Here is an 18,242-nt window from a genome sequence, read left to right on the forward strand (position 1 = left end):
AAACCTGACTTATAAAAATATGCGTAATTTTCTTCTTGGTGCCTTAATTGCTGCATTCATAGCAGTTGGCATTAGTTATTTTATCAATCAAGCTACATCCCAAAAAACTGAATTAGAGTCTTCTGATCTTATACTTGACCAGATAAAAAATGTTGGGAAATTAGTTGTTACCGAAGGGCATTTCTCCGAAGTTATTACCTATAAAGATGCCAAAAAATATTACTTGGATATTTTAACTGCTGAAAAAAAGGCTATTGTTGTGGTAAATGCTGGTGTTACCGTTTCCTATGACTTAAGCAAGATCAAACACCAAATCGATCAAACTAATAAGACACTTACAATTACCAGTATCCCTGAAGCTGAGATTAACATCAATCCCAACATAAAATATCACGATCTAGAAGAAGATTTTTTTAATCAATTCAGTCCAGAAGATCATAACCTGATACAGAAAGAAGTTACACGACAGCTTAACAAAAAGATAGAAGCCTCTACACTAAAATCTAATGCAGAAAATCGTTTAATTAGTGAGCTACAAAAGATTTACATTCTTACCAATTCCTTAGGATGGAAACTAGTTTACAAAGGTAGTTCTATTACTGACTCGGAGCAATTGATCCTCTAATAGTACTTTTAAGCATGGTTGGAACAATGAGTTTATGAAATGGTTTTACAGGTAAAAAATACAATTTCCCAAACCAATTATTAAAATTTACAATTGTCGAAATAGTAAGATTTTTACTCGAATTAGGTTTTGAATCTAAGAGTAGAGAAACTCTAAAATTAAGATGCGTATCGTCTTCTCCCAGAATAATTTCATTCTCCGATTTATCAAATACTTTAAAAATCCCTATTTTATCTCCGATCTCTCCTTTAAAATTATTTAATGTTTCTTTTCTCTTATCCAGGCTATCTCCAGTTTTAAGTCCAAAAACTGCAACTATCTGATTTCTTAACACAAATAGTTTTTCAATCCATTTAGGAGAAGTAGAAAAAAAGGATTTAGTGATTACTAAGATATCTACGACATCCTCTTTATCCGTAAACTCACTTTTAAAACTATCAGAATAATCATACTTGTTTTTAAGTAGTAATGAAGTCTTAGGTAAACTTACTTTTTCAACTTTCATAGATTCTTAAATTTTTATAAGTACAGGATTAAAAGCTTTAGAAGCTACAACAACTTTATCTCCAATAGTTAGACTACTAATTTCCGATTCCTGTGCGATGACCTTAACTACATTATTACCAATAAGAACTGTAACTATGAATACAACATCTTCCGATTCTATGTTAATCACTTCTCCTGTAAACTGATATTTACCACTTAGTTGATTATCCGTAAAAACGGATAACGAATCTCCTACTTTAGTTATCTTACCATCTTCAAGACAATATACTTTATCAGACATCTTAATAATTTCTCCAATATCGTGACTTACCAAAATTGTGGTTAGCTCATATTCTCGATGTACTTTTAGTATATAATCCTGCAATTTGCTACGCATTTTTATATCAAGCGCAGACAAGGGTTCATCCAACAATAAAACCTTTGGTTTGCGAACCAATGCCCGAGCCAATGCCACTCTTTGCTGTTGACCTCCTGATAACGTATTTGGTTTTCTATTCTTAAGTTTATCCAAAGCTACTATAGAAATCAATTCTTCAATAACACTTTTGTCTTGACCTTTTCCTAAGGCAAATTCTAGATTTTCTTGCACTGTCATATTTGGAAATAAGGCATAATCTTGAAAAACATATCCAATTCTACGTTGTTGAGGACTAAAACTGATCTTTCTATTATCATCTAACCAATATGTACCGTCTACTACAATCTGTCCACTATCTGCCGAAAGCAACCCAGCGATGACTCTAAGAATTGATGTCTTTCCTGCTCCAGAAGCCCCATATAAAGTAACCAATTGCCCTTTCTCTATACTCAATCGAATATCAAGCTTCATATTTCCTTCAGCCGTTTGGAGCTTCTTATCAATGGTAACTTCTATCATTTCCAAAACCGTTTTAAATATCCTCCGTTAATTAAATACACCAATAATAAAATCACAAAGGTTACTATAAACAATAGCAATGAATACATATTTGCACCGCTATAATTTAATGCTTCAACTTCGTCATATATTGCTATTGAAACCACTTTCGTTTTATCAGGAATATTACCCCCAATCATTAGAACAACCCCAAATTCACCAACAGTATGAGCAAAAGCCAATACAATCCCTGTTAATATAGAAGGTTTTATATTTGGTAATAAAACACTAATAAGTGTTTTCATTTTAGATTTACCTAACACATAGGAAGCCTCCTGTAGAGAACTAGGTAAACCAGATAAACCAGATTGAATAGGTCCAACCATAAAAGGAAGGCTATAAATAACTGATCCTATCACTAATCCTGAAAATGAAAAAATTAATCGAATTCCAAAAACATCTTGTAGCCAACTACCAAAACTGTTTCCCGGACTAAATACCATTAATAGATAAAACCCTAATACAGTCGGCGGCAATACCAACGGCATACTTACTAGAGTTTCTACAATCGGTTTAATCCTTGATTTAGAATATGCTAACCAATAGGCCAATGGAATTGAAATTACTAGCAAAACAACTGTCGTTACTAATGCAAGTTTAGTAGTTAGTATGATTGGTGCCCAATCTATCATTTAGAAAGCATTATTTCGTTTGCCTTAATCATCACAATTACTCCTTCATTTTCTTTCAATGAAAGTTCGTTGAAAATTTCCGTAGTAATTATGGCGACAATATCTCCTATTGCTGTATGTAAAAATATCTTACTTAATAAAACTCCACTGTCACACTTTTTTATTGTCGCGGGAATTTTATTTTGAATACTAATTAAGGATGAATCATCTTTACTAATAATTACTTCAGTTTCTTTAAACAATAACTTTACCGAGTTCCCTTTCTTCAGATAAGAAGCAGTATCAGGAGTTTCAACTAAAATAGTTTTGAGCTTTGTATGCTCATTTATTTCAATAGAAACCATCGATAAATTTTTGCTTACCTGTATATCTGATATATGCCCCGAGAAAACATTCATTATTCAGCTACTAAATATCCGAAATCTTCTAGTATTTCTCTAGCATCTTTAGAAAAAAGAAACTCATAAAATTTTCTACTGTTTGTAGAATCTTGAATTTCTCTTTTAATCAAAACGACTCCTTGTTCGATTGGAGTGTACTCTTTTTTATCAATAGGAATCCATCGACCTTTATCTTTTATCTTTTTAGATAACACTACTGACATTGAGGTAAAACCAATTTCGGAAGATTTAGAAATAATAAATTGGTTCGTTTGAGAAATACTTTCTCCATAAACCAATTTGTCTGCTACAGCATCATATATGTTATTTTTGTTTAGCACCTCTACTGCGGATTGACCATATGGTGCTGTTCTAGGGTTTGCTATGGCAATGTGAACAACACGGCTATCAGTTAATATCTCCAATGAAGGAGCTAATTCTTGATCCATAGACCATAACACTAATTGTCCATGAGCATAAACTTTGGGAGCTTCAAGGGCTAATTTATTCTCATAAATTTCATTTGGGTATTTCATATTTGCAGAAACAAAAATATCATAGGGAGCGCCTTCTATAATTTGTGCTGTCAATTTTCCTGAAGAACTAATTACTAATTCACAAGGTACTCCTGTTTGTTTTGTAAATGCGTTAGAAATTTCCTCAATTGCGTATTGTATATTAGCCGCAGCAGCAATTGTAATCACATTTTTTTTTGGTTGTTTACATCCGCTTACAATCAAAAGAATAATTACAAAAACTTTAAACTTAAAATTCTGAAATTCTATAAAAATAACTTTTAGCACTTTCTAATTTTTATCATAATACCTTTCTAATATTTCATCGATAGTATCTACTACTTCTTTTGCATTTTCTTTAGTAAAACACAAAGGAGGTTTCGTTTTCAAGACACTATCATCTGGTCCATCTGTACTAATTAGTATAAACTTATTTCGCAGTTCGTTCTTAATATGATGTGCTAATGTCTTATTCGTTTCGCTATTTTCTGCTTTTATAATTTCTATACCTAAAAACAATCCTGACCCTCTTACATCTCCAATGCAATCATATTTATTTTGAAGTTCGCATAGTAGAAATTTATAGTAATCTCCTACTTGTTTAGCATTATGCTGTAATTTCTCTTCTTCTATAACATCTAAGACTGATAATCCAATTGCACAAGAAACAGGATTCCCCCCAAAAGAACTAAAAAACTCTACTCCTTTGCTAAAAGATTCCGCTATTTCATTGGTTGTTATCACCGCTCCCATTGGATGACCATTAGCTATGGGTTTACCGACAATCACCATATCAGGAACAACATCCTGTGACTCATATCCCCAGAAACAATCTCCTAAACGACCAAAACCTGTTTGTACCTCATCACTAATACAAACTCCTCCTTGTCTTCTAATTGCTGGATATACTTTTTTTAGATATCCAGCAGCAAGAGGTACTTGTCCTCCACACCCCACAATTGGTTCTGTTATAAAAGCCCCAATCGGAGCACTAGAATTTTCTATTTGTTCCACTGCATCTTCTGCATATAACTCACCTGCATTTCGTTCAGTATATTTCCCTCTATACGTATCAGGAATTGGAGTTTTTAGAATATTTCCTTTCTGTCCTTGACCTTTTGGGTTATTAAATTTATAATCACTTATATCAATAGAAATCTGCGTATTACCGTGATACCCATGTTCCATAACCATTGTTTTTTTATATCCCGTATGAGCATATACCATTCGCATTGCTAAATCACTAGCTGCACTTCCTGAGTTTACAAAAAATACTTTAGTAAGTGAATCCGGAAATTTTGACAATAACTTTTCGGCATAAGTAGGTAGCAAATCATATAAATACCTCGTATTGGTATTCAATCTCACCATTTGTTTCTGCCCTGCTTGCACTACGCTTGGGTGTGAATGTCCTACATGCGGAATATTATTATAAGCATCCAAAAAGGTATTCCCATCGGTATCATACATATACTGAAAAGCGGAACGACTCATCGAGATAGGTTCTTCATAACTTAAACTGACGATAGGACTTATATTGGCATACCTTCTTTTTACTTGTTCTTCTGTAGTTAAGGGTTTTTCAATAGGTAAAAGACCTATTGCTTTTCTAAAAACATTCTCCGCCTTAATAGGATTAATTCTTATCCATTTATATAACATTTGCCAAGCATACTTTTCGCTTACAGTAGCATATATATTCTCTGGATTTATTTTTCGGGAATGCGCAGAGTTACATACACTAGTACAAAGTCTAGTAGCAATAAGATAATACAGCGCTTTTATTTCTTTATCTTTTAAAGGAAAAACGCTATGATATCCCTTTAAAATAAAAGGTATCCAATCCAAAGGGTTTTCTTTATCATAACACGCATAAGTAATTGCAATTGCCAATTCATTTATTAGTTGTGAATATGCCAAATCACCAAAATCAATAACTGCTGAAACTTTTCCTTTTTCCGTTAGGATATTCCATTCATTTGCATCATTATGTATTACCTGCTTTCTTAATTCTGGTAGTAACGGAATTACGTTTTCTTCAAATTGTTGAAAAAAATAACGAACTACATTTCGATTATGCGGATCAACGATATCATTTAGATATTTCTTGTTCAAGTGCGCATGCTGAATATCCCACTCCCATTGTCTAGCTTTTAGAACATAACTATCAAATTTTTGAAACTTAAGATTCATTTCAGCAAGAAAATTTCCTAAACTATAAAATAGTTCTTCTGTAGCTTCAACATTACCTAAAAACTTTCCATCTAAAAACGAAAGCATCCGGCAAATAGTTTTAACCCCATCAACCTCTATTACTTTTATAAAAGTACCATCCGTAAACGGAATAGGGTCAGGAAACATATCTACATCTTTACCCTTAAGATGAAGAAGTAATTCATTTTCTGCTTGAAGAATAGAAAACAATTCTTTATCATAAGAATATGTTTTAAAAATATATTTCGTGGAATTATTCTTGACTATATAATTGACGTTATCGTAGCCATTCAACGTTTTAACTTCGGGCTGATTAAAAGAAAATTCAGCTTCTAAGAGTTTATCTATCATTGTGTGAATGAAAAAAAATTTTCTTGGACATCTATTTTTAAAACCTTATGATAAAGATACTGTATCTGCCCTGCAATCCCACAAAGAATCAATTATAAATTTTGATACTTTTAATCACTTAAGAATTATTGTTAAACGATAGTTCCATTAGATACAGATCCAATCCTAGTCCCCAATAATCTTTCTCTATTTTATCTAATACAAATCCAAACTTCTCAAAAAATTTATACGCGAGTTGAGATGTAGTTACTACTACTTTTTCTAATTCCGAACTTAATTTCAAGATAGATAATGAATGCTCTATTGCTTTTTTTCCTAATCCCAATCCAGTATATTTTGGATGAAAAAATATCCATGTTATTCTACCTATTCTATTTTTACCCTCTAAATAACATCCTACTCCTCCTACTATTTTCTTTTTATAAAAGATTGTATAATAATAGGCACTATACTTTTGTAAGTAATCTTGAAAATCTTTTACCTCTTTGAGGTCAAAATATGTTGGTATATTTTGCTTAAAAACATCAATTAATTCTTTTTTATCCTTCAATTTATAGGGTCGTATCATTGAGGTAGTTTAATTGTTTTTTTTTAGGTTTTATTCATAATAGCAAAAAACCTTCACTTAATTCTAACAAATTAATCATATAGTCTTTCTACAATCATTGATGAAAAATAATTTACTCCTGTTTTAATACAGCTCTCATCAATTGCAAAATTTGGAGCATGAGGCATCGAGATAATTCCTTTTTCAAAATTAGACCCTCCTAAGAAAAAATATACTCCAGGTACTCGTTCTTGAAAATACGCAAAATCATCACCTCTTCCATCTGGCATTTCTCCATATAATCGAATTACATTTTGTTGACCATAAAGTTTAGAAATAGAATTCATAACCTCATTAGTTAACTTTTTATCATTCATTAGGTTTGCACGGTCTCCAGAATACGATACATTTATCAACTTCGTTTTATATTTTGATGACTTGATTTTCTGCTGCACTAGAGGTAAAATCTTATCTAATTCATTAAAAATACTAGAGCCCACATACGTTTTAATTGATATTAAATCACCTATTTCTTTAACACTGAAATTATCACTTACCGTTGTATAATCTTTAAAAATAGTATTGGGATTTGCTAAGCCGATAGTTGGGCTTAATAAACTTTGCGGATCAAAAAATTCACTACCTGATTTAATATTCTGAAAACTTTTAAGCAATGTTTTGGTATACTCAATCATTGCATCATCATCAGTTGAGTTCATATACACCACTTCTATCATTTTATAATCAGCAAATAACCATTCTGGCTTAGTGGAAATCATTGTTGCCGGCAATGGTGCAATATGCGCTCCATATATCTCATCTGGTTTGATCAGATCAAACAAATCATCTTTTATCATTGCTTGAGCTCCTTTATAATTCTCTTCTGAGGGTTGAAAAATAAAATAAACTGTTCCTTCTAATTGTTCTTTTTGGCTTGCTAATACGTTAGCAATTCCTAATGCAATTGTAGTGTGTACATCATGCCCACATATATGGCGTACACCTTCTGTCTTAGATTTAAAATCTACCACATCAGGTATTTCTGAAGGCATTGCATCAATATCAGCTCTCCAAGCTATTTTCTTTCCTTCTTTAGCTCCCTTTAAAACACCAACTACACCATTTCCTCCAATATCAGTTTTAACTTCTAATCCTATAGAAAGTAAATATTCTTTGATTTTCTGCGCTGTTCTTTTTTCCTGTTCCGAGACTTCAGGATTCATATGAAAATCTCTACGAATTTTCACAAGACTATCAAAAATATCATCTGTTCGTTGTTGTATGCCTTTATGGATAGAAGATGTAATTGATACTTCTTGTCCAAAAGCTACCAATCCACAAAAAAGAAATACTATGAGGAATGTTGTGTTCAATACTGCTTTGTAACAAATCATTTTTACTGTGTTTAAGATTATAATGTAAAAATGAGATATAATTAAATGATGTACCTGACACATATGTGACAAAAACTATCTTTTCGCAATTTTACTTCTAATTCTGCTTAATGATTGACGTTCAATCCCTAAATAGGTAGATAAATGAGATAAGCTTATCCTATTGATAATATCTTTATTGTGTTCTATAAAATCTAAATATCTTTCTTCAGCATTTTTGAATAAAAAGCTTTCTACTCTATCTGTCTGAAAGGTCAATACATATTCTGCGATTAGCCTTCCATACATTTCACTTGTCTTATACTTTTTATACCCTTCTTGAATTTTATTATATGGTAACTTTATAATTACTGATGGTTCAAGGCATTCAATAAAATACTTAGACGGTATTTGCCTAATAAAAGCAGGATAATCTGTTGCATAATTATTTTCACTTACGAAACCAGTAGTTATCTTATTTCCTTTTTCGTTAATATAATAACGTCTTAAAAGACCTTTGCACACAAATCCAACTTCTTTTTGAACTTCTCCGCTTTTAAAAAGAAATTCTTTCTTTTCATACATTCCTATTGTAAGGTACGATTGTAAAAATCTTAATTCTTCTGAGTTTAAGTCAGGAAATGTTTCGATATATGATTCATAATATTTTTTTAACTCTTTTTCTGAATTCACGTATTTGTAATTATTATGTTTTTGCGAAAATGCATCTTAATACAAACTAATTGTTATCTACACTTAATATTTAATTGAACTTCTTTAAGTTGTTTCCAAATTAGATGATCCATATCTTTTGGTGATAAATAAAACCATACAAAATGTTGTTTTCTAGTGGTACAATATTCATAATGGATATCAGCATTTAAGGTAGTCCTATCTTTAGCAAAAAACTCATCATACATTTTTATAGAACCTCTATACATATGATCATTTAATTGCCGTATTGAAGACTGGGTTTCTGGAATATTTTTAAAAAAACTAAAATTGGTGATGGCACCTGTATTCATAAGTCCGTCAAAATAGACATCCATAATGTTTTCTAGTTCCGTAGCATTCAATTTTGGATCTTCTTCTAAAACCCATAAAAAAACATATGAAAAATAATCTTCACTATTGGTATCTCCCCAACCTGGTGCAAATCGTATATGTTCTTCTCCATTGTACTCTAAATCTCCAGCAAATATCAATGGAAATTCTAATACCTCGCTTCTCCAATCATCTTTAGCTTCTAAAATATTATCTATATTATTATGTAATCTAAAATAAAGATACCCAGCACCAATCCCTAAAAAGATTATCAATATAAGTATTATTTTCAATAGCTTTTTTAACATTTCTAGTTAGATCAGGTATCAGATTATTATCAATTTAAACATCTAATATTCTTCTATGATAATTTATTTGACCTAAATGATACGTTAAATGAGTTGCCAAGTGCACCAGAAATCTATGGGTACTAGGGTTCTTATCCATAAGTATTCTAGGATATTCTTTTTGTAAATCTTCTTTAGTTATCATATTTAATGAATCCATTACAATCTTCATCGTATCATCTATCATAGATAGTAGTTCTATTCTAGAAACATTTTTTAAAGAAAATTCCTGTTCTCTTTGTCTTATATATCCGGTTTTACCGAATTCTGCACCAATATAGGTATTGAGATTCCCGACAAGATGTAAGCAAAGATTCCCTGCCGAATTACTTATATCTGGTGTTTCAATCCATATATGTTCTTCTTTAGTATAAGATTCTATTTCCGTTTTTAATTTTGTTAAATCTCTATCGAATATAGTTTTTAATATTTCTATGATTGAATCATTCATTAGACAACATTTTTTTAATTAACGTAATTTGACCTAAGTGATAATAACTATGCTCTATCATCGCTTCAATATTTCTCTGATAAGTACCATATTTTTCATCTACAAAATAATTATCCAATTCTTCGTCTGGCATAGTATCGATCAGGCTTGCAAATTCTTCTGCATTATCCAATAAGCTGTTCAATAATATTTTCCAATCTTCCTCGGAGGTTATTTTAGGAGCATCAAAACTATATTTATCTCTTATTTCCAAGGCTCCCCCCTTTAACACATTCAAAACTCCTTCTATATAATAATTAATATGAAAAGTAAGCAATGCAATTGTATTTAATGGTTCTACTCTAGTAGTGGCTTGTTCCCAAGTTATATTTGATAATTGATCTTTATAATTGGTATTAGCTATCCAAACACCGTTTAATATCACTTCTCTAAATCGATTTGCTATCTGTTTTGTTCTCATTGACTATCATTTAGTAAACCATTGATACACTATTAGTTTTAAAATTATTATTTAAAAATAGCTTTTTAAAATCATATTTCACAATACGATAAAACCATCTTTTAGTCAAAAACAAACGACTACAAACGTTTACAACCGAAAATAAACACTTCCTAACCGAATCTTATTTGGAACTGCATCTATGTTTGCCTTGTCGAAATAAAAGAAAAATCGATACCAAAAAAATTGTTTCATCTACCTGTAAAAAACAGGAACTAAAATTAAAAAACATGAACACGTTAAAAAACAAAGTACAGTTAATAGGAAACTTAGGACAAGAACCAGAAATCGTTAATCTTGATTCAGGGAAGAAACTTGCAAAATTCTCTATCGCTACTAACGACTATTACTATAATAAAGCTGGTGATAAAATTACCGATACTCAATGGCACAATATTGTAGCTTGGGGTAAAACCGCAGAAATCATTGAGAAATATGTGAATAAGGGACAAGAAGTAGCTATAGAAGGAAAACTTACATCTCGCAGTTACGATGATAACGAAGGAAACAAAAGGTATATTACCGAAGTAGTTTGTAACGAATTCCTGATGCTGGGAAATAAATAAATTTATTTGGAATACCATTATTAAATTAATCTAGAGATTGGTTTCTCTAGATTAATTTATCTTCATATCTATTAACAATTCATTTTAAAAACTACTCGCTATCAGTTCTAAAAACGTATTATTAAAGCGTCTCCTTCGGAGTTATGCCACTGGTATGATATTAATCGATTACTAAAAATAGTAGCGATATAAAGAAAAAGGATTGTAATAAAAGAAATTTTAAAAACGCCTAGAGAGGATAGAAGAAATAATATCGGATTATCCAAAGTCATGAGAAGATTTAAAAATGTGGAGTACTAATTTCAGTATATTCTCATAAACTTTTACGATCTATTCCGGTAAACCGATAACTACTTATAAACTGTAAGAAAAATCTATAATTGTCGTCTAAAGTAACTTCTCATAATTTATTAATTATGAGTACTATTAAAAATCCTTACATTTAACAATACTAACTAAACTCACACTTCATTGAACACATATACCAAATATTGGTTTCTAGAAGGTTTTAATTTATTTAATAAACTTGGTAGAATTACCATGATGCGAATGTGTGAAATTCTTGAGATGAAAAACATCGATAAAGGATCAACTGTTGAACTAATTAATAATGATCATAAAAGTATCTTTTTTCTAAAAAAAGGAACCGTTAAGATTATCGATACTACTACAGATAGTGTTAAATACATTGTTAAAAAGGGACACATCTTTGGCGAGTTATCACTCTACGATGAACATGATAATATAGAAGAGCAAGCAATTGCGCTCGAGGATTGTATTGTCTGTTATATAGAATCTTTTAGAATGAAAAAAATTATGGAGAAACATAAATCTCTTAAAAACGGTGTTCTAAAGATATATGGTTTACGAATCAAAAAACTAGAGAGACGATTACAAGATTTATTATATAAAGATAGTACAACTCGAATCAAAGAGTTTGTAATAGATTATATCAAAGAGTTTGGAGAACAAACAGAAAAAAATATAATAGCAAAAAACCTGTTAACGCATAAAGACATAGCCAATTTAACCAATACTTCTAGACAAACAGTTAGTAACACTTTAAGCATTTTACGCAAAGAAGGTATTATAGATTATAACACACAATCTATTTCTATACTTAATACAACAAAGCAACACACAATTCAAAATTAACATAGACTCATGAAAAAACCTGTAGCAATTGCCCAGATCAGTAATTTAGAAAACAAACAGCCTACTCACGCTTTAGTAAATGGATTAGATCTTGTTATTGTCAAGTTTGATGAAGAAATTTCTGTACTTTATGGAAGATGCCTACATAGAGGTGCATTGATGTCCGATGGACATGTAGATGGCCATAACTTAATATGTGGTGTCCATGGATGGGATTACCGATATGACACTGGCGTTTCTGAATACAATAACAAGGAGGTTTTACATAAATTTAGCACTAAAATTGATGGAGATACCCTATATGTTGATGAAACTGAAATTGATGATTACCTTCTTGATCAACCACAACCATTTAATAGAGATGAATATTTAGGTGCTTATGCAGATACACATCCAGAAGATACAGAACCATATACTGGATACATTAAAGAGCTTGCTAAAAATGGATTAAAAAATCTTGGACATCACGGATTTTCTGCTTCTATGGGAGTTGATAGAAATACATTACCCAAATGGAGTGACATCCAGTTTTTACCAGCTCAGCTAGCAACTAGACCATTATTAGATAACGAAGAAGTAGCTACTAAAGTGGTTATTGGAGCCAAAGCAAAAAAGCCTTTAGAACTTGATATCCCTTTGTTTGTAAGTGATATGAGTTTTGGGGCCTTATCTAGAGAAGCCAAAATTGCTTTATCCCGAGGAGCAGAAATGGCAGGCACAGGAATATGTTCTGGAGAAGGTGGAATGTTACCACAGGAACAAGAAAACAATACCAAATATTTTTATGAGTTAGCTTCTGCTCAGTTTGGATTTTCTTGGGATAAATTAGACAAAGTACAAGCCTTTCATTTTAAAGGTGGACAAGGAGCAAAAACTGGTACAGGTGGTCATCTACCAGGAAATAAAGTTAGCAAAGAAATTGCAGAAGTTAGAGGTTTAAATGAAGGAGAAACTGCTATCTCTCCAGCAACATTCCCTGATTTTCATGGAGTGAAAGATTTCAAAGCTTTTGCAGAAAAAGTACGAGATCGAACTGGTGGAATTCCAATTGGTTTTAAAATTGCTGCCAGTCATATCGAAAAAGACATACAGTTTGCTTTGGACGTTGGTGTAGATTACATCATCCTAGATGGTCGTGGTGGTGGGACAGGATCTGCTCCTACAATTTTACGTGATAATATTAATGTACCTACAATTCCAGCTTTAGCAAGAGCAAGAAAATATCTTGATAAAGTTGGTGCTGCAGATGTTACTCTGATTATTACTGGAGGATTAAGAATCGCAGAGGATTTTGCAAAAGCAATGATGCTTGGCGCTGATGCTATCGCAGTATCTAATTCAGCATTACAAGCTATCGGTTGTTTAGGGATGCGTGCATGCGGAAGTAACAACTGCCCTGTAGGTATCGCAACGCAAAAAGAATCTTTAAGAAGCAGATTGATTATAGAATCTTCGGCAAAGCAATTACATAACTATTTTGATGCAACTAATAACTTAATTAAAGTTGTTGCTAGAGCTTGTGGGTACGATGATGTTTCAAAATTCAATCATGATGATTTATCAACTTTTGATCGGGATATGCATAAATTAACTGGAATTAACTACGCCGGAGTATTATAAATCATAATACTTTAAAAAAAATAAAATAATTATGTCTAATCAAATACATCTAGCAGCTCAATATTTAGCTACAGCAAGTATAAGCTTTTTACCAAAAAAAGACGATGACAGTCATACGAACTTAGGGTTTAATAAAGAAAAAGGATATCTAGAAACCTGGCCTTTAAACGATAGAGGATGTAAGATAACTTTTGATTATCTAAATTTTGCACTCCATTGGGTTGCTAATAATACGGTTAGACTAAGCCTTTCATTAGATAAAAAAACACATAGAGAAATTCTTAACTGGTTAGAATCATTAACTACTTCGTTAGGAATCAAAACCCCTTATACTTACAAACTACACTATGAACTTCCTTACGATACATTAACGGATGACTACGTTTTCGAAAAACCTTCTGATAGTATACTTCAGGAGCTATTACAAAATCGAACCTTAGCACATAAAGTACTAGAAAAAACATTAAATACTTCGTCACTCGAATCCGATATTCGGATATGGCCACATCATTTCGATTCGGGAGCATTTGCTCAATTAGAAGATAAAGCTGGTGTTGCTATTGGATTAGGAATGGCAATTCCTGATAGCACCCATAATAACTATTATTTCTATATCAGTGGGTATAAAGGTCACGATAGTTTAGATACCGCTACGTTTGATCCATTATCATTAGGTGAATGGAAAAATGAAGGTTTTAAAGGAGCGGTTTTACCAATTTCTGGCATTGATGAAGAAAAAGGAGTTACTTTCTTCAAAGAAGCTATTTCTACTTATAAAAATTAGAACCTATGGAACATTGGTATCTACCTGCTACTATTATTCCCGGGATTGGACTATTGATATTATCTACCTCTAATCTTTTGGTTAATCTCAGTACAGAGATTAAAACATTGATTACAGAAGATATAATAAAAGAACAATTGATTGAGCGAAAGTTAAGACAACTTAAGCTACTAAATAGCGCTATGGTTTTCTTATATATTGCTGTTGCTTGTTTTGTGATTTCTGCATTAGTTTCAGGAATTTATAAGAGTATTGATACCGATTTCAATGCTACCATTTATATTACTATTGCCGGAATTACCAGCGCCCTGTTAGGTTTAATAGCCTTAATTATATACTCATTTAGGGCTGTAAAAATAAGACAAGATCAATATCACAACAAATTCTAACATCTTAAAAAGCAATCATGACTTCAAAAAAAGAAACTGTTTGGTATAAAGTACTAGATAATAAAGATAGACTCCCAGAAGGAAGGGTACAAACTGTTACCGCTGGTCACCAAGGTGTTTGTCTCACTCATTATAATGGTAAATTTTCTGCTTTAGATAATAAATGTCCACATCAAGGAGGTCCTCTAGGAGAAGGCTCTATAGAGAATGGTTTGTTACGATGTCCTTGGCACGGTTGGGATTTTGACCCTTGTACAGGACTGCCTCCAGGAGGTTATGATGATGGAGTTACCACTTTTGAGGTAAAAGAAGATGGGAATGCAATCTTAGTTGGTATTCCAGAAGAACCTAAACATCAGGATACTATTTCTGATGTTATGATACAAACTATGGTTAACTGGAATGTTGATACCGTTTTTGGAATGGTAGGTCATTCTAACCTTGGAGTTGCAGATGCAATGATGCGATTAGAAAAACAAGGAAAGTTACAATATTTTGGTATTCGTCATGAAGGCGCTGCCGCCTTTGCTGCTTCGGCTTATGGAAAATTAATGGGCAAACCAGCTGTATGTTTTGGTATTGCAGGACCTGGTTCCACTAATATGTTTACAGGTATGTGGGATGCTAAGGTAGATAGAGCCCCTTTATTAGCATTTTCCGGACAAGTAAATACCCAAGTGATGGGTACCGGTGCTTTTCAGGAAGTAGATTTGGTCAAGGCATTCCAAACTGTTGCTGATTTTAATCATTCTGTCCAACAGAATTCTAAACATAGTGAATTAATGAGTTTAGCCATAAAAAGTGCAATACTCAATAGAAATGTATCACATATTACTTTCCCAGATGAAGTGGCTTTTATGCCAAAAACTATAGGCGAAGAAGCACAAACTCCTGAAGGAAGAATAACTCCGATGAATATTTCACCTCCAAAGCAAATGGTTGCAAAAGCAGTTTCGATGATTTCAGAATCAAAAAAGCCTGCTATTATTGTTGGTCATGGAGCAAGGTTTCATATGAAAGCCATTACAACTTTTGCGGATAAGCTAAAATGTCCAGTAATTACAACCTTTAAAGGGAAAGGACTTATTCCTGATGATCATGAATTGGGTTGCGGAGTATTAGGTCGTAGTGGAACTCCTATTGCTTCCTGGTTTATGAACGAAAGTGATTTATTGATTGTATTTGGAGCTTCATTCTCTAATCATACAGGAATCACTCCTAAGAAACCAATTATTCAGGTAGATTATGATCCAACAGCATTAAGTAAGTTTCATAAAATAGATGCTGCGCTTTGGGGAGAAATTTCGGAAACACTATCTCTCATAGAGGAACAAACAGAAAACAACATTGATACTATCGATAGAAGATCAGAAATTGCTGAACGTTGGGATATTTGGAAAGAAGAAAAAGCGAATCGATTAAAAGATCAAGGTGATAATGGAATAAGTTCTATTGCAGTATTCGAGGCAATGAATAAAGTCACTCCAGAAAATGCAGTAATTGCTGTAGATGTTGGAAACAACACCTACTCATTCGGACGTTATTTCGAACCTAAAAATCAATCTATATTAATGTCTGGATATCTAGGTTCCATTGGATTTTCGTTACCTGCTGCTATGGGAGCTTGGGCTGCCAAAGGAAAAGAAAGGCCTATCTGGTCAGTTTCTGGAGATGGTGGTTTTGGTCAATATTTAGCAGAAATGATGACCTTGGTGAAATACAATATGAATATCAAACATGTATTGCTCAACAACTCTGAATTAGGAAAAATTTCTAAAGAACAAAAAGCCGCCGAATTAGATGTCTGGCAAACTTCATTACATAATGTAAGTTTTGCTAAATATGCCGAAAATTGCGGTGCTTTGGGTATCAAAGTGACTAAAAAAGAAGAACTAATTCCCGCATTAGAAAAACTAAGAGATCATAATGGTCCAGCTCTTTTAGAAATCATAACGGATGTGAAACTTATTTAGCTAAACATCTGCTTGAAAAATCCCAAAGCCCTTCTGTTATGCAATACAGAAGGTTTTATAGAATCACCATGTTTAAAAACTTATACGCAAATTATAATCTTAAGAACCATGTTACAATCCTTCAGTATTATTTTTTCGATTGCTGCTTTTTTTAGTTTTATAAACTACAAATGGTTAAAAATGCCTGCTACAATTGCTCTGATGCTATTGAGTTTAGTAACTGTTGTAATCATTACATTAAGTAAAAATATTGTTCCTGACTTCTATCAGTTCTTTTGTGATATTGTTGCTAATTCTGATTTTAGGAGTTTGTTATTAGATGGGATTTTAAGCTTCCTTTTGTTTGCAGGAGCCTTACACGTAAATATTGAGGAACTAAAAAAAGAAAAATGGCCCATCATCTTATTTGCAACGTTGGGAGTTTTGATTTCTACATTTTTGGTAGGTGGTTTGACTTTTGGTGCTGCTCAATTAATTAATATTCAATTACCTTTTTTAGATGCTTTGCTATTTGGCGCATTGATATCGCCTACTGATCCAATTGCTGTGATGGCCATTCTGAAAAAAGCAAATATTGCCAAAAGCTTAGGAATAAAAATTGAAGGAGAATCCTTGTTTAATGATGGTATTGGAGTTGTTGTATTTTCTGGAATATTAATTCTCACTGGAATGGGAGAACATCATGGAGAAGGTTCTGTAACCGCAGAAATTGGTAAATTATTTGTAGAAGAAGCTATTGGTGGAATCGTCTATGGAGCTCTTTTAGGATTTATAGGATATCAGAGTATAAAATCCGTAAAAGAAAATCCACAATTATCAGTAATGATCAGTCTGGCAACTGTAATGGGTGGATATGCATTAGCATCTTTGATCCATGTATCAGGACCATTAGCTATGGTAGTTGCAGGAATGTTAATTGGTAACAAATTAAATGTGGCATCCAATCAAGGTCCAACAAGAAAACTGATCAATGATATATGGGAAGTACTCGATGATGTTTTTAATGGCATCCTGTTTGTTCTGATCGGTTTAGCCATACACCTATTAAAATTTGATGTAGGACATCTAACCTTAGGAATTATCGCAATTTTTATAGTGCTTTTTTCAAGATTTATTTCTGTATTACTTCCTTATTCATTACTAAAGCATACTGAGATGAGCCCCATAAAAACTGTTTCTATACTAACTTGGGGAGGATTACGAGGTGGCATTTCGCTAGCTTTGGCGCTAAGTTTAACAGGCAACCCTTCTTCAGAAGTGATACTATATATCACCTATGTAGTTGTATTCTTTTCAATACTCGTACAAGGACTTAGTATCGGAAAACTGGTAAAAAAGTTATATCAATAATTAT

Annotated in this window: 20 protein-coding genes; 8 read left to right on the forward strand and 12 right to left on the reverse strand. The window is 32.4% G+C overall.

The annotated features are described in order from the left end of the window. Positions 1 to 19: 19 nt before the first annotated feature. A complete protein-coding gene (locus J8L88_RS07010; RefSeq protein ID WP_118387398.1) occupies positions 20 to 625 on the forward strand; it encodes a DUF4230 domain-containing protein in 606 nt (201 codons plus the stop codon). Here J8L88_RS07010 and J8L88_RS07015 read toward each other — a convergent pair. From J8L88_RS07015 to J8L88_RS07070, 12 genes are all read right to left on the reverse strand, one after another. After that, entirely contained in the window at positions 597 to 1,130 is a 534-nt protein-coding gene (locus J8L88_RS07015) for a DUF2867 domain-containing protein (RefSeq protein WP_108805239.1), read from the reverse strand. The two genes, J8L88_RS07010 and J8L88_RS07015, sit on opposite strands and share 29 nt — an antisense overlap. Before the next feature lie 6 nt (positions 1,131 to 1,136). After that, the gene (locus J8L88_RS07020) at positions 1,137 to 2,009 is read right to left on the reverse strand and encodes a sulfate/molybdate ABC transporter ATP-binding protein (protein ID WP_118387400.1); all 873 of its coding nucleotides are present in this window, start codon (positions 2,007 to 2,009) and stop codon (positions 1,137 to 1,139) included. Beyond that, positions 2,006 to 2,680, reverse strand: a complete 675-nt coding sequence (gene modB, locus J8L88_RS07025; RefSeq protein WP_027395347.1) for a molybdate ABC transporter permease subunit — start codon at positions 2,678 to 2,680, stop codon at positions 2,006 to 2,008. The genes J8L88_RS07020 and modB overlap by 4 nt, the downstream gene beginning before the upstream one ends. After that, the gene (locus J8L88_RS07030) at positions 2,677 to 3,024 is read right to left on the reverse strand and encodes a molybdopterin-binding protein (RefSeq protein WP_247666435.1); all 348 of its coding nucleotides are present in this window, start codon (positions 3,022 to 3,024) and stop codon (positions 2,677 to 2,679) included. The genes modB and J8L88_RS07030 overlap by 4 nt, the downstream gene beginning before the upstream one ends. 53 nt (positions 3,025 to 3,077) lie before the next feature. Further along, on the reverse strand, positions 3,078 to 3,863 hold the full coding sequence (modA, locus tag J8L88_RS07035) for a molybdate ABC transporter substrate-binding protein (RefSeq protein ID WP_371813622.1): 786 nt from the start codon (positions 3,861 to 3,863) through the stop codon (positions 3,078 to 3,080). Positions 3,864 to 3,866: 3 nt separating this feature from the next. Further along, entirely contained in the window at positions 3,867 to 6,140 is a 2,274-nt protein-coding gene (locus J8L88_RS07040; protein WP_211060357.1) for an aminotransferase class III-fold pyridoxal phosphate-dependent enzyme, read from the reverse strand. Between the two features lie 118 nt (positions 6,141 to 6,258). Next, on the reverse strand, positions 6,259 to 6,708 hold the full coding sequence (locus J8L88_RS07045) for a GNAT family N-acetyltransferase (RefSeq protein ID WP_027395343.1): 450 nt from the start codon (positions 6,706 to 6,708) through the stop codon (positions 6,259 to 6,261). A 71-nt stretch (positions 6,709 to 6,779) separates the two neighbouring features. After that, complete coding sequence (locus J8L88_RS07050) at positions 6,780 to 8,081, reverse strand: M20 family metallopeptidase (protein WP_211060358.1); 1,302 nt, start codon at positions 8,079 to 8,081, stop codon at positions 6,780 to 6,782. A gap of 75 nt (positions 8,082 to 8,156) precedes the next feature. Next, a complete protein-coding gene (locus J8L88_RS07055) occupies positions 8,157 to 8,753 on the reverse strand; it encodes a Crp/Fnr family transcriptional regulator (RefSeq protein ID WP_371813623.1) in 597 nt (198 codons plus the stop codon). A gap of 53 nt (positions 8,754 to 8,806) precedes the next feature. Continuing rightward, positions 8,807 to 9,397, reverse strand: coding sequence for a hypothetical protein (locus J8L88_RS07060; protein ID WP_211060359.1), 591 nt, complete (start codon positions 9,395 to 9,397; stop codon positions 8,807 to 8,809). Positions 9,398 to 9,446: 49 nt separating this feature from the next. Next, positions 9,447 to 9,902, reverse strand: a complete 456-nt coding sequence (locus tag J8L88_RS07065) for a DinB family protein (protein ID WP_118387412.1) — start codon at positions 9,900 to 9,902, stop codon at positions 9,447 to 9,449. Next, entirely contained in the window at positions 9,895 to 10,362 is a 468-nt protein-coding gene (locus J8L88_RS07070; protein WP_211060360.1) for a DinB family protein, read from the reverse strand. The genes J8L88_RS07065 and J8L88_RS07070 overlap by 8 nt, the downstream gene beginning before the upstream one ends. Before the next feature lie 269 nt (positions 10,363 to 10,631). Between J8L88_RS07070 and J8L88_RS07075 the strand changes: the two genes are divergently transcribed. The 7 genes from J8L88_RS07075 (at position 10,632) to J8L88_RS07105 (ending at position 18,238) form a co-directional block, all read left to right on the forward strand. After that, entirely contained in the window at positions 10,632 to 10,967 is a 336-nt protein-coding gene (locus J8L88_RS07075) for a single-stranded DNA-binding protein (protein ID WP_027395337.1), read from the forward strand. A gap of 471 nt (positions 10,968 to 11,438) precedes the next feature. Beyond that, complete coding sequence (locus J8L88_RS07080; protein ID WP_211060361.1) at positions 11,439 to 12,122, forward strand: Crp/Fnr family transcriptional regulator; 684 nt, start codon at positions 11,439 to 11,441, stop codon at positions 12,120 to 12,122. Between the two features lie 9 nt (positions 12,123 to 12,131). Further along, positions 12,132 to 13,742, forward strand: coding sequence for a glutamate synthase-related protein (locus J8L88_RS07085; protein ID WP_211060362.1), 1,611 nt, complete (start codon positions 12,132 to 12,134; stop codon positions 13,740 to 13,742). 31 nt (positions 13,743 to 13,773) lie between these two features. Beyond that, on the forward strand, positions 13,774 to 14,526 hold the full coding sequence (locus J8L88_RS07090) for a hypothetical protein (RefSeq protein WP_211060363.1): 753 nt from the start codon (positions 13,774 to 13,776) through the stop codon (positions 14,524 to 14,526). Between the two features lie 5 nt (positions 14,527 to 14,531). Beyond that, the gene (locus J8L88_RS07095) at positions 14,532 to 14,915 is read left to right on the forward strand and encodes a DUF2721 domain-containing protein (RefSeq protein WP_027395333.1); all 384 of its coding nucleotides are present in this window, start codon (positions 14,532 to 14,534) and stop codon (positions 14,913 to 14,915) included. A 17-nt stretch (positions 14,916 to 14,932) separates the two neighbouring features. Then, the gene (locus J8L88_RS07100; RefSeq protein ID WP_118387422.1) at positions 14,933 to 16,888 is read left to right on the forward strand and encodes a thiamine pyrophosphate-dependent enzyme; all 1,956 of its coding nucleotides are present in this window, start codon (positions 14,933 to 14,935) and stop codon (positions 16,886 to 16,888) included. Positions 16,889 to 16,996: 108 nt separating this feature from the next. Then, entirely contained in the window at positions 16,997 to 18,238 is a 1,242-nt protein-coding gene (locus J8L88_RS07105) for a sodium:proton antiporter (protein ID WP_211060364.1), read from the forward strand. Positions 18,239 to 18,242: the final 4 nt, after the last annotated feature.

It is taken from the genome of Aquimarina sp. MMG015 (assembly GCF_018100855.1).
GTDB lineage: Bacteria > Bacteroidota > Bacteroidia > Flavobacteriales > Flavobacteriaceae > Aquimarina > Aquimarina latercula.

Excerpts from the sequence above, each read along its gene's own strand:
- J8L88_RS07020 (WP_118387400.1), bottom strand. The coding sequence starts at position 2,009 with ATGATAGAAGTTACCATTGATAAGAAGCTCCAAACGGCTGAAGGAAAT.
- J8L88_RS07085 (WP_211060362.1), top strand. The coding sequence starts at position 12,132 with ATGAAAAAACCTGTAGCAATTGCCCAGATCAGTAATTTAGAAAACAAA.
- J8L88_RS07010 (WP_118387398.1), top strand. The coding sequence starts at position 20 with ATGCGTAATTTTCTTCTTGGTGCCTTAATTGCTGCATTCATAGCAGTT.
- J8L88_RS07075 (WP_027395337.1), top strand. The coding sequence starts at position 10,632 with ATGAACACGTTAAAAAACAAAGTACAGTTAATAGGAAACTTAGGACAA.
- J8L88_RS07040 (WP_211060357.1), bottom strand. The coding sequence starts at position 6,140 with ATGATAGATAAACTCTTAGAAGCTGAATTTTCTTTTAATCAGCCCGAA.
- J8L88_RS07095 (WP_027395333.1), top strand. The coding sequence starts at position 14,532 with ATGGAACATTGGTATCTACCTGCTACTATTATTCCCGGGATTGGACTA.
- J8L88_RS07105 (WP_211060364.1), top strand. The coding sequence starts at position 16,997 with ATGTTACAATCCTTCAGTATTATTTTTTCGATTGCTGCTTTTTTTAGT.
- modB (WP_027395347.1), bottom strand. The coding sequence starts at position 2,680 with ATGATAGATTGGGCACCAATCATACTAACTACTAAACTTGCATTAGTA.
- J8L88_RS07070 (WP_211060360.1), bottom strand. The coding sequence starts at position 10,362 with ATGAGAACAAAACAGATAGCAAATCGATTTAGAGAAGTGATATTAAAC.
- J8L88_RS07090 (WP_211060363.1), top strand. The coding sequence starts at position 13,774 with ATGTCTAATCAAATACATCTAGCAGCTCAATATTTAGCTACAGCAAGT.
- J8L88_RS07050 (WP_211060358.1), bottom strand. The coding sequence starts at position 8,081 with ATGATTTGTTACAAAGCAGTATTGAACACAACATTCCTCATAGTATTT.
- J8L88_RS07030 (WP_247666435.1), bottom strand. The coding sequence starts at position 3,024 with ATGGTTTCTATTGAAATAAATGAGCATACAAAGCTCAAAACTATTTTA.
- J8L88_RS07045 (WP_027395343.1), bottom strand. The coding sequence starts at position 6,708 with ATGATACGACCCTATAAATTGAAGGATAAAAAAGAATTAATTGATGTT.
- J8L88_RS07065 (WP_118387412.1), bottom strand. The coding sequence starts at position 9,902 with ATGAATGATTCAATCATAGAAATATTAAAAACTATATTCGATAGAGAT.
- J8L88_RS07100 (WP_118387422.1), top strand. The coding sequence starts at position 14,933 with ATGACTTCAAAAAAAGAAACTGTTTGGTATAAAGTACTAGATAATAAA.
- J8L88_RS07015 (WP_108805239.1), bottom strand. The coding sequence starts at position 1,130 with ATGAAAGTTGAAAAAGTAAGTTTACCTAAGACTTCATTACTACTTAAA.